Annotated in this window: 11 protein-coding genes; 4 read left to right on the top strand and 7 right to left on the bottom strand. The window is 29.5% G+C overall.

The window, feature by feature from the left end; all coding sequences use genetic code 11:
- Positions 1 to 945: spermidine synthase (locus tag ACTT83_RS02315; protein WP_440918571.1), on the top strand; the 945-nt coding region annotated here is incomplete at its 5' end.
- A gap of 10 nt (positions 946 to 955) precedes the next feature.
- On the opposite strand, the gene ACTT83_RS02310 is transcribed toward ACTT83_RS02315, so the two are convergent.
- Positions 956 to 1,351 carry a phospholipid-binding protein gene (locus ACTT83_RS02310; protein WP_440918570.1) on the bottom strand — a complete coding sequence of 132 codons (396 nt, stop codon included), beginning with the start codon at positions 1,349 to 1,351 and terminating at the stop codon, positions 956 to 958.
- A 43-nt stretch (positions 1,352 to 1,394) separates the two neighbouring features.
- On the bottom strand, positions 1,395 to 2,336 hold the full coding sequence (locus tag ACTT83_RS02305; protein ID WP_440918575.1) for a DNA adenine methylase: 942 nt from the start codon (positions 2,334 to 2,336) through the stop codon (positions 1,395 to 1,397).
- A gap of 246 nt (positions 2,337 to 2,582) precedes the next feature.
- Between ACTT83_RS02305 and typA the strand changes: the two genes are divergently transcribed.
- Positions 2,583 to 4,409, top strand: a complete 1,827-nt coding sequence (gene typA, locus ACTT83_RS02300; protein ID WP_440918569.1) for a translational GTPase TypA — start codon at positions 2,583 to 2,585, stop codon at positions 4,407 to 4,409.
- Here typA and yczE read toward each other — a convergent pair.
- A complete protein-coding gene (yczE, locus tag ACTT83_RS02295; protein ID WP_440918568.1) occupies positions 4,406 to 5,053 on the bottom strand; it encodes a membrane protein YczE in 648 nt (215 codons plus the stop codon). The genes typA and yczE overlap by 4 nt on opposite strands.
- Positions 5,054 to 5,103: 50 nt before the next feature.
- Between yczE and ACTT83_RS02290 the strand changes: the two genes are divergently transcribed.
- Positions 5,104 to 5,784 carry a DUF6134 family protein gene (locus tag ACTT83_RS02290; RefSeq protein WP_440918567.1) on the top strand — a complete coding sequence of 227 codons (681 nt, stop codon included), beginning with the start codon at positions 5,104 to 5,106 and terminating at the stop codon, positions 5,782 to 5,784.
- A gap of 1 nt (position 5,785) precedes the next feature.
- Here the strand turns inward: ACTT83_RS02290 and ACTT83_RS02285 are convergent, their stop codons facing one another.
- The 3 genes from ACTT83_RS02285 to tldD are packed head-to-tail and all read right to left on the bottom strand — an operon-like array spanning position 5,786 to position 9,483.
- A complete protein-coding gene (locus tag ACTT83_RS02285) occupies positions 5,786 to 6,757 on the bottom strand; it encodes an NAD(P)/FAD-dependent oxidoreductase (RefSeq protein WP_440918566.1) in 972 nt (323 codons plus the stop codon).
- Positions 6,754 to 8,070 (bottom strand): TldD/PmbA family protein, encoded by a 1,317-nt coding sequence (locus ACTT83_RS02280; RefSeq protein ID WP_440918565.1) that lies wholly within the window; start codon positions 8,068 to 8,070, stop codon positions 6,754 to 6,756. The genes ACTT83_RS02285 and ACTT83_RS02280 overlap by 4 nt, the downstream gene beginning before the upstream one ends.
- Complete coding sequence (gene tldD / locus ACTT83_RS02275) at positions 8,071 to 9,483, bottom strand: metalloprotease TldD (RefSeq protein WP_440918564.1); 1,413 nt, start codon at positions 9,481 to 9,483, stop codon at positions 8,071 to 8,073. It lies immediately after the preceding gene.
- Positions 9,484 to 9,577: 94 nt separating this feature from the next.
- Between tldD and ACTT83_RS02270 the strand changes: the two genes are divergently transcribed.
- Positions 9,578 to 9,934: a DCC1-like thiol-disulfide oxidoreductase family protein gene (locus ACTT83_RS02270; RefSeq protein ID WP_440917771.1), complete on the top strand. Its 357-nt coding sequence runs from the start codon at positions 9,578 to 9,580 to the stop codon at positions 9,932 to 9,934.
- Here the strand turns inward: ACTT83_RS02270 and ACTT83_RS02265 are convergent.
- Positions 9,924 to 10,217, bottom strand: coding sequence for a hypothetical protein (locus tag ACTT83_RS02265; protein WP_440916778.1), 294 nt, complete (start codon positions 10,215 to 10,217; stop codon positions 9,924 to 9,926). The two genes, ACTT83_RS02270 and ACTT83_RS02265, sit on opposite strands and share 11 nt — an antisense overlap.
- Between the last annotated feature and the right edge of the window lies 1 nt (position 10,218).

The following is a 10,218-nucleotide window of genomic DNA, read 5'->3' as shown; positions in this document are numbered from 1 at the left end:
AAACAAAATTATTTAAACTATTTTACAACTACAAAAGACTCTTGGGGTAACACTTATATTATTAAATATGAAAAACCTTCATACTATGGAAATTTAAAAGTGGTTGGCATTCAACCTTCAAATCAAAATAATATATATTCATATAAATTATATCAAAATGGATTTACACAAAATACTATTGATAGAAATGGAAATTCTTTAAGCGTTTATACATATATGATGGATGCTTTATCTCAACAATCATCATCGGGCGATGCTTTGATATTGGGTTTTGGTGGAGGTATCATTCCAAAAAAATTGTCTACCAAAGGTTATGAAATAGATGTTGTTGAAATTGATCCAACAACTTTAGAAATTGCAGAAAAGTTTTTCAAATATAAAAAGAAAAATACAAACCTTTTTTTTGAAGATGCAAGAACTTATGTGAGAAATTGTAAAAAAAGATATCACTTAATTATTATTGATTTGTTTTTTGCAGATGGAATACCTGATCATTTAACAACAATAGAATTCTATAATGACTTAAAAAATTGTCTTTATGATGATGGAATTTTAATAAGCAATTCAATTACAGATTTTTCAAATAATTTAACGTTAAATACTGTTTTATCTACTTTTAACGCTGTATTTAAAAATTTATATTATTTTTATGACAAAACTTATTTGGAAAAATCATCTATCAAAGTTACAAATCTATACACCCTTGCAACAAATAAAGGTGAATTAAAAAATTTCAATTTTAAATTTGATCATGTTCCAGAGGATATGAAAATAAAATTATTTTCAACACTAAAAAATATAAATAAATTTAAAGAGGAAGAAATGAATAAAAAAAATATAATTTATGATGAAAAAAATACTTATTCTGAAATTTTTTCCAAGAGCATGCAATCTTTCAGACGGTTAGTAAGCTCGTCAATTCCTTCAAGAATTTTAATAAACTAATAAAATAATTTTATTCTGGATATTCTCTAGTTGCTTTAGCTTTACCAAGTTTTTTCTTTTTGTCTCCAACTGCAGTTATTGTCCATTCATATGTATGAGATCCTGAAGGAGGGCAAGGGCTTTTATACTTGAAAGCACCAGGTTGAATCACAGTTTCGCCACCATAATTTTTAATTTTTCCACCTCCATGATTATATTGTGGAACATCTTTATCTTTCATTTTAAATCTTAATTCTTTAGTTCCCTCTGGAACATTTACTAAGTTAAAAATTGGATTTTCAACTTTGTTAGGATTTCCACTTGTACATTTTTTAATATCACCCCATTCAAATGTAAAAGAAAACTCAGCATTGGCGTTTATTGTTGATATTAGATATATGGTTAAAATTAAGATTAGTTTTTTCATAAGAAAATGTAATATTAAATTATCTAATTTTCAATCAAGAATTTTAAGACGGAGAAAAAATTAAAATTTCATGTGAATTTTTTATGTGTTTATTTCCCTTTTCAATTCTGTTTTTTCCAATTCTAGTCTCACCTTGACCCATTGTATATTGCCATGTTGGATATGACTTTTTAAAATCTTTGTAATATTTTCTTATCGTCGGGCAATCGTTATAAGATAGTATAAATCCACCCTTATGTTTTTTTAACATGTCTCTTAGCCTTTCATGTTGAAAATCCCTATGGTGAACAGGTATATTTCTCATAGGGTAAACTCCTTTAAACATTTTAGAGTCAGGCCCAATGAAATAGGGTGGGTCACAATACAAAAAGTCGTTTTTATGTTTTTTTAAGACTTTTTCAAAATCTCCTTGTTTCACGGATAATTTTCCGGGTTTAAAATTTTTAATTTTTTCCAACATTTTTTGATATTTTTTTTTATTTAAGTAAATTTCTGATGTCCAACCCATAAAGCCTGGACCATAAGATAAGTTGAAATTATAAACATAATAAACTGCTAAGGTTAAAGGGTCTAATTTAATCTCTTTTTTCCAAACTTTATTTAAGATTTTTCTAATTCTTTCAAATTCTTTAAAAGAAGGTTTTAGCTGACTAAGTTTTTTATAAAGTGCTTCTGGTTTTTTAATTTGAAAGTTCCAATAATTACAAAGAATATCAAAAATATCGTAACCAACTACATCGAGTCCTAAAAATTTACTCATTGCTATCTCAACAGATCCTCCACCAAAAAAAGGAGATACTACTTTTTTGACATGATTTGGTAATAATTCAAAAACATGTCCTACAGCTAGAGATTTTCCTCCAGCATATCTAATTGTAGATAAAGCAACTCTTTTATATTTGTTTCGACTTTTAGTATTTTTACTTTTAATAGATTTTAAAAAAACCTTCTTTTTATTTTTAAAAGCTATTTGAAGATTTTGCATATTCATTGATATATAATATTTTGTAAATGATATAAACTCAGGATTATGTCTAAAAGATATAGTGGAAAATCGTTTAAAGACTCTAGTGTCAAAAAAAAACCTAAATTAAATTTTAAAGAAAAAAGAAAACTTAAACGCGAAAAGCGAAAAAAATAAAAATTAAGAAAAAAACCTTAATTTATTCAAGCCTAGTGTAGTTTTTTTAAGTTTTCAAAAGTGTTTAAATATGTATAAGAACCCGGATTTATGAATAATACTATAAGAAACATCACCATAATTGCCCATGTTGATCATGGTAAGACAACCCTAATTGATAATCTAATGAAGCAAAGTGGTTCATTTAGAGAAAATGAGGTTGTTGATGAAAGGCTGATGGACTCTGGAGAATTAGAAAAAGAAAGAGGAATTACAATATTAGCTAAACCTGCCTCGATTAATTGGAAAGATTCTAGAATAAACATAATTGATACCCCCGGCCACAGAGATTTTGCTGCTGAAGTTGAAAGAGTACTTAGTATGGCTGATGGAGCATTATTACTAATAGACTCTGCTGAGGGTGTGATGCCTCAAACAAAATTCGTTTTAGCAAAAGCATTGAAACAAGGCTTAAAGCCAATTGTGGTTATAAATAAATTAGATAAATCAGATCAAAGAGCTAATGAAGTTCTAGATGAAACATTCGACTTATTTGTAAGTTTAGATGCTAATGAAGAACAACTAGATTTCCCAGTTTTATATGCCAGTGGAAGATCTGGATGGGCTGATCATGAAGTTGATGGTCCAAGAGAGAATCTGAACCCACTTTTAGATAAAATTATAGACCATGTTAAACCAGCTGAATTAGATAAATCAAAACCTTTTGCTATGCTTTCTACACTTCTTTATGCTGATAGTTTCTTAGGAAGAAGCTTGGTTGGTAGAATTTCACAGGGAACAGCAAAAGCTAATCAAGCAATAAAAGCAATCAATTTAAATGGAGAAAAAATTGACGAAGGAAGATTAACTAAAATTTTTAGATACGAAGGAACCAAAAAAGTTCCAATTGAGGTTGGTGAAGCTGGAGATATTGTAGTTGTTGCAGGTTTAGAAAAAGCTAATGTTGCAGATACTATTTGTGATCTTGAGGTTAACGAACCAATAGAAGCCACTCCTATAGATCCTCCAACTATGTCAATTACAATCACTGTAAATACATCACCTTTAGCTGGCACAGAAGGTAAAAAACTTACAAGCACACAAATTAGAGATCGATTAGTTCAAGAGGCACAAAATAACGTTGGAATTACATTTACTGAAAATGAGGGAAATGACTCTTTTGTGGTTAGTGGACGTGGTGAATTAATGTTGGAAATTTTACTTACTCAAATGAGGAGAGAAGGTTTTGAAATGACAGTGAGCCCTCCAAAAGTTCTTTATAAAAAAGATGAAAATGGAAACAAACTTGAGCCAATAGAAGAAATTACAATGGATCTTGATGAAGAGCATTCATCAAAAATAATTGATTCAATGAATAGAAGAAAAGGAAAATTAATAGAATTAAAAGATACTGGTAAAAATAAAAAGAGGCTTATATTTCATGCACCAACAAGGGGTTTGATGGGATATACAAGTAGATTTTTAACGCTGACAAAAGGAAACGGTGTCATCAATAGAATTTTTCATGAATATGGTCCATTTGAAGGTGAAATGGAGGGCAGAAGAAATGGTGCTCTAATTTCTATGGAACAAGGAAAGGCAGTTGCTTTTGCAATCTTTAATTTACAGGCAAGAGGAGAAATGTTTGTAACTCATAACGATCCTGTTTATCCAGGAATGATTGTGGGACTATCACCTAAGCCAGGAGATATGATTATTAATGTCATGAAGGGAAAAAAATTAACCAATATGAGAACGCAGGGTACTGATGAAAATGTTGTCTTAACTCCTGTAAGAAAAATGTCGATTGCTGAACAATTAAGTATGTTAAATACAGATGAGGCTTTAGAAATTACTCCAGAGTCTTGTAGATTAAGAAAAGCTATTCTTGATCCTCATGAAAGAAAAAGAAGTGAAAAATCAGGCGCTGCTGCCTAATCAAAAATTTTATCAACTAAAAATAGACCTAGAGCAACGCACGGACCAATACCAAAAGCGAATAAAAGAGTTCCAACCCCTACTGTTCCACCTAAATACCAACCAATACTTACAACAGAAATTTCTAAAAAAGCTCTAACGGCTGCCACTGGTAAGTTAGTTACTTTTTGTAAACCAATCATTAATCCATCTCTTGGTCCTGCACCAAGATTAGAAACTAAATAAATGCCCCCACCTATTCCAACCATCATTACAGAAATTACTGCTAGGATTAATTGATTAAGATAATTAGACGGGGTTGGTACAAACTTAATACAAAGATCAATCATAAAGGCTATAATTAATGCATTAAATATTGTGCCCATTCCTGGTTTTTGGCCTAGAGGAATCCATAAAATTAAGACAGCAATACTTATTAAAAGAGTAATTGTTCCAATACTTAAGTTAACATTCAAGGAAATACCTTGAGCTAAAACACTCCACGGAGAAGCGCCTGTAAAGGAAACAATCAATAACCCTTCACCAAGACCAAACAACGTCAGACCAAAACATAAAAAAAAGAAAGTGGAAAATTTTGGTTTAAAATTATATGGCTTGTCAGAACTCCAACTAACTTTTGGTATTTTCTTTATTTTTAAAAACATCTTAATAAGTTATTTCTATTATAGATAAAGTCCACTAATGTAATTGCCAAATGAAAAAATTTATAGCCATCTTATTTATTGTAATTTTTCCAGTTATTTCCATGGCACATATGGGTCACTACAATAAATATAACAAAATTGAAATGGAGATTTTTAGAAATGGTGAATTAATTGGATACAATTATTATTTTTTTGAGAGAAATGGCGAAGAAACTATTATTACAAATCAATTTAAATTTTCTGTTGATCTATTAGGAGCTACAATTTTTCAAGTGGAGTCATATGGTGAAGAAAAATATATCAAAGATCAGTTGATATCTTTTAACTCTAAAACTCTTCAAAATGATAAAGAAAAATTTGTAAATTTAGAATTAAATAAGAAAAGTAAAAAATATGATATCAAGGGCTCCTCATTCAATGGCGAAGCAACAACTAATAACGTTATTGGAAATTGGTGGAATCATAAAATCTTACAAGCAGGATCTCAAATAAGCCCAATATCTGGAAGTATTAAAGAACAGGTTGTTACTTTTATAGGAAAAGAAAAAATTGATCTTTATGGAAAAATTTATGATGCTGATCATTTTACACTTAAATCTAAAGATATGAATATTCCTAAAGATAAAAGATTAGACTTTAATATTTGGTACGATCAAGAAAATTTAAGAATTTTAAAAGTGACTTATTCCAGGATGGGTAATTGGGAGTACAGATTAAAAAGCTTTGAATAATTTATCTTGAAATTTTCTTAAATAAATCCCGTGCACTTATCCACCCTGACTCTAGTCTTGGCCCTACAAACCAATCAGCACAAACACCTATTTTTTTCTTTGGATCCCAATAACTTTTAATTTTGAAAGGTTTTGAATTAGAAGAGTATTTCCAACCATGATTAAGAGAGAAGTTAATTTTAGTTTTTTTAATATTTGAAAGTTTAAAGAACTTATCAATCATAATTTTTGAATTCTCTTTCTTATTTTCTTTATTTTGATTAATCTTTTTATTTGCCCAATTAAACGTACTTTGGAGAGTCCATAAATCATATTTTGATTTAAATCTTTTTTTTGAGTTTTCATTACCCGCCCAACCAAGTATTGGATCTTCGAAAAGATAGCTACTATTTGATTTCTTGTTTTTTTTTATAGCAATCATAGTAGTTATATTTGCATCCATTTTAATTGATTTTTTTAAAAAAGAATTATTTATGAATCTTTTAGAGAGTTTTTTTAATTGTGGAAAAGGACAGGTCAAAATAATACTTTTAAAAGATCTCAATTTTCCATCAGCAAATGATAAATGCCAAAGTTTGTTTTTATAATGAATTTTTTTTAATTCACTTTGATAGTTACAATTGATTTTTTTTAATAAGTACTTGCTAATATCATTGTTTCCATTTTTACCTATAATTTTCAGATGTTTTTTATTTTCTTTTTTTTTGGAGTTAAGAAAAATGTGTTTACCACCCCAAACCTTTAAAATTCTTTTTTTAATTAAATCTTTGGTAAATTTTTTAAATTCTGGGGTTTTTGGCGAAAAGTATTGAGTGCCATGATCAAAGCCTATATTACCTTTCATTCTTTTGAAAGATGCACGTCCTCCTGGACCTCTCGCTTTATCAAATAGGATTACTGAATTTTTTTTATTAAGAAGATTCGCAATTGTAGCTCCGGAAATACCTGAGCCGATTACGCAAAATTCACTCATTTACCAGCAACAACCATTCCCTCAATCATCATGGTTGGTGAATTGGTTGAATATTTAAACTCTAAATCATTTGCGAGAGTAATATTCTTAAACATGTCTTTAAAATTACCTGCAATAGTAATTTCATTTATAGGATACTTAAACTCTCCGTTTTCCACTAAAAAACCTGTTGCACCTACAGAATAATCACCAGTTACAATGTTACTTCCGTGTCCTATAGTTTCTGTAATATAGAGACTTTTTGATTTTGAATTCAATAAATCTTTAAAACTAATATTTCCATTTTCAAAATAAAGATTGCTTGTCCCTCCACATCTTCCATTTGATTTAAGGTTTAATTTTTTTCCATTGTAAGTATCAATCAAATAATGTTTTAAAATTCCTTGGTCTACTAACTTAAGAGTATCAGTTTTAACCCCCTCGCTATCAAAATTTCTTGAGCCTAAACCTTTGAGTATATCCGGTTTATCTAAGACATTAATTTTATCAGAAAAAATTTTTTGGTTAACTTTATCTTTTAAAAAAGAGGTTCCTCTTGATATTGCTGATGATGAAATCGCACTTGCAAAAGTACTTAGTATTCCCTTAGCAATTCTTTTGTCAAAAATTATAGCAATTTTTTCACTACCTATTTTTTTGGGGCTTAATTTTCTAATTGTTTGATCAGCAGCTTGTTTACCTAATTCTCCTGCGTCATCCAAGTCTTTCAGAAAACATTTACTAGAATATTCATAATCTCTCTCCATACTTTTTTCATCTTTGGCAACTGTGACACTCGAGGCTGTAAATGAAGATGTTTTGTAGCCAGCACAAAAACCTTCACTATTGGCTAAAATAAAATTTGATTTATTTTGAGTAAAACTAGATTCTGTATTAACAATCTTTTTATCATTGGAAGCAGCGGATTCTAATTTTTTCAAATAATCTATTTTTTGATCGTTTTCTATATGGGTATCGTCATAAAGATCTAAATCCTTAACTTCTTTAGCCAATAAATCTTTATCTGGTAATGAATTAAATTCATCCTCAGGAGTATTTTTTGTTGTCTCAACACATTTTTCAATCAAAATGTTTAGATTATCATCAAGTAAATTAGAAGAAGATATTGATGACTTTTTTTTTCCAATGTAAGTGGTAATGCTTATTCCAAGATCATCTGATCTATTAGACTCGTCTAGTTTTTTATTTCTAAAATTAACAGTTTCAGATACAGAGTTATTAACAATCACACTGGACTCGGTTGCGCCTAATTTCTTAGCTAAACCTAAACAATATGATGCTTTTTTCTCTAGAAATTCTTGATCTTTGACCATTTAAAGTTTTGTGCCGCCAACAGTCATCTTATTAATTAGTATAGATGGTTGAGCAACGCCTACAGGAACACCTTGACCAGCTTTTCCACATGTTCCAATACCAGGATCCATCATCATGTCATTCCCAACCATAGAAACTTCTTTTAAAATTGAAGGGCCATCTCCAATAAGTGTCGCGCCTTTAATTGGAGATCCAATTTTACCATTAACAATCTCATAAGCTTCAGTACAATTGAATACAAATTTTCCAGAGGTAATATCAACCTGTCCGCCACCAAAACTCACAGCAAAAATACCTTTATCGACAGCTTTAATCATCTCATCTTGAGTCTGATTACCACTCAGCATCATTGTATTTCTCATTCTTGGAAGAACGATATGTCTATAGTTTTCTCTTCTTCCACTACCAGTAGATTTGGTTTTCATTAAACGAGCGTTTAGACGATCTTGCATAAAATTTTTTAAAATCCCATTCTCAATTAAAACAGTTTTTTCTGTCGGAGTTCCCTCGTCATCAATCGTAAGACTACCTCTTCTGTTATCAATAGTACCATCATCAACAATTGTAACTCCTTCACTTGCAACTTTTTGGCCCATTAAATTATGAAAAGCTGAGGTTTTTTTTCTATTAAAATCCCCTTCTAAACCATGACCAACAGCCTCATGAATTAATATTGCTGGCCAACCAGGTCCTAGCACAACTTTCATTTCACCAGCTGGCGCAGGTTTACTCTCTAAATTTACTGAAGCTATTCTCAAAGCCTCATCACAAACACTTTTCCAGTTATCATCTTTTAAATAAGAGTCATAAGATTGTCTTCCCCCAACACCATACACACCTGTCTCTTTTCTTCCATTTTTCTCAAGCATAACGGATACATTGAATCTTATTAAAGGACGAACATCAGTTAAAGTTTCTCCACCAGATCTAATTATTTCAACTGATTTTTGTTCTCCCAAAAAATTAGCTGTAACTTGTTTAATGTTGTCATCTTTTGAACGTAAATAATTATTTACTTCATTAAGTATCTTAATTTTTTCATTAAGAGATTTTTGTTCAATAGGGTTAATGTTTTCGTAATATTTCTTATTAGATTTAGGAATTTCATGATTATAGGTACCTTTGACAGATTTAAGTGTCGATTTTAAATTTTCTGAAGATTGCTTTAATGAGTTTTTTGAAATTTCGTTAGAGTGAGAATAAGCAACTACTTCATCAGAGATAGCTCTAAACCCAAATCCTAAATCTGAATTATAACTAGAATTTTTTATCTTATTATCATCTAGTAAAATTGACTCAGATTTAGAATTTTCTAAGTACAACTCACCATCATCACATTTCTGAAGAGTATCCGAAATAATATTTTCAGCCTCACTTCTTGATAGGTCAGATTTTTCAAAGAAATTACTCATAGGAGACATTAAATAGATTGTTTCAAAGATTTTTCAACTAGAGTATTTTACGCATGTACATATATGGGACAAATAAGTAATAAATCATCTAATTATGAAAGTTTATTTTAATAATTCTTGTAAAATTTGTAAGGCAGAAATTGATCTCTATAAGAAGGAAGAAATAGAGGAAATTGATTGGGTTGATATTACAGATAATGAATTAGCTGAACAAGAAACCTCCAAAGATAGTAAACAACTTTTGAGAAGACTGCATGTCAAAGATGGTGAAAAAGTTATTGGAGGTGCGGAAGCTTTTTTATTATTATGGAAAAAAATGCCAAAATATAAATTTCTTTATAAATTTTTTAAGTTACCAATCATCTTTAATATATTTTCAATTGTATATGAAATAGTAGCTTTTTTTCTTTACTTAAAAAATAAAAAGCAACTTAAAAAATCTAACTTGTAAAAAATAATAAAAATTTGCTTAATAGAGACATGGAAGATACAAACATCACTAAGACTATTGAGTACATTAATAAAATAATTTTATTCTTTTTTCTTCTTAATCTAACAAAGTCCTTATCATCCAAATCAGAAATATCTCTCTCACCAACTACTGGATAATCATACGTAAACCGCCATGTACTATCACCAAGTCTTGGGTCCAAATTATTAAAATATGTGATCCACGCAATAATGTATCTGAAAATTAAATATAAAATTATTAGAAAGGCAGATCCTAAAATCATT

The sequence above is a fragment of the Candidatus Pelagibacter sp. genome (genome assembly GCF_052049775.1).
In the GTDB taxonomy this organism is placed as follows: domain Bacteria; phylum Pseudomonadota; class Alphaproteobacteria; order Pelagibacterales; family Pelagibacteraceae; genus Pelagibacter.
This window is presented reverse-complemented; position numbering and strand designations above follow the sequence as displayed.

What these genes read in the sequence shown, in the direction of transcription:
- ACTT83_RS02310 (WP_440918570.1), bottom strand. Translation starts at nt 1,351, where the DNA reads ATGAAAAAACTAATCTTAATTTTAACCATATATCTAATATCAACAATA.
- ACTT83_RS02305 (WP_440918575.1), bottom strand. Translation starts at nt 2,336, where the DNA reads ATGCAAAATCTTCAAATAGCTTTTAAAAATAAAAAGAAGGTTTTTTTA.
- typA (WP_440918569.1), top strand. Translation starts at nt 2,583, where the DNA reads ATGAATAATACTATAAGAAACATCACCATAATTGCCCATGTTGATCAT.
- yczE (WP_440918568.1), bottom strand. Translation starts at nt 5,053, where the DNA reads ATGTTTTTAAAAATAAAGAAAATACCAAAAGTTAGTTGGAGTTCTGAC.
- ACTT83_RS02290 (WP_440918567.1), top strand. Translation starts at nt 5,104, where the DNA reads ATGAAAAAATTTATAGCCATCTTATTTATTGTAATTTTTCCAGTTATT.
- ACTT83_RS02285 (WP_440918566.1), bottom strand. Translation starts at nt 6,757, where the DNA reads ATGAGTGAATTTTGCGTAATCGGCTCAGGTATTTCCGGAGCTACAATT.
- ACTT83_RS02280 (WP_440918565.1), bottom strand. Translation starts at nt 8,070, where the DNA reads ATGGTCAAAGATCAAGAATTTCTAGAGAAAAAAGCATCATATTGTTTA.
- tldD (WP_440918564.1), bottom strand. Translation starts at nt 9,483, where the DNA reads ATGAGTAATTTCTTTGAAAAATCTGACCTATCAAGAAGTGAGGCTGAA.
- ACTT83_RS02270 (WP_440917771.1), top strand. Translation starts at nt 9,578, where the DNA reads ATGAAAGTTTATTTTAATAATTCTTGTAAAATTTGTAAGGCAGAAATT.
- ACTT83_RS02265 (WP_440916778.1), bottom strand. Translation starts at nt 10,217, where the DNA reads ATGATTTTAGGATCTGCCTTTCTAATAATTTTATATTTAATTTTCAGA.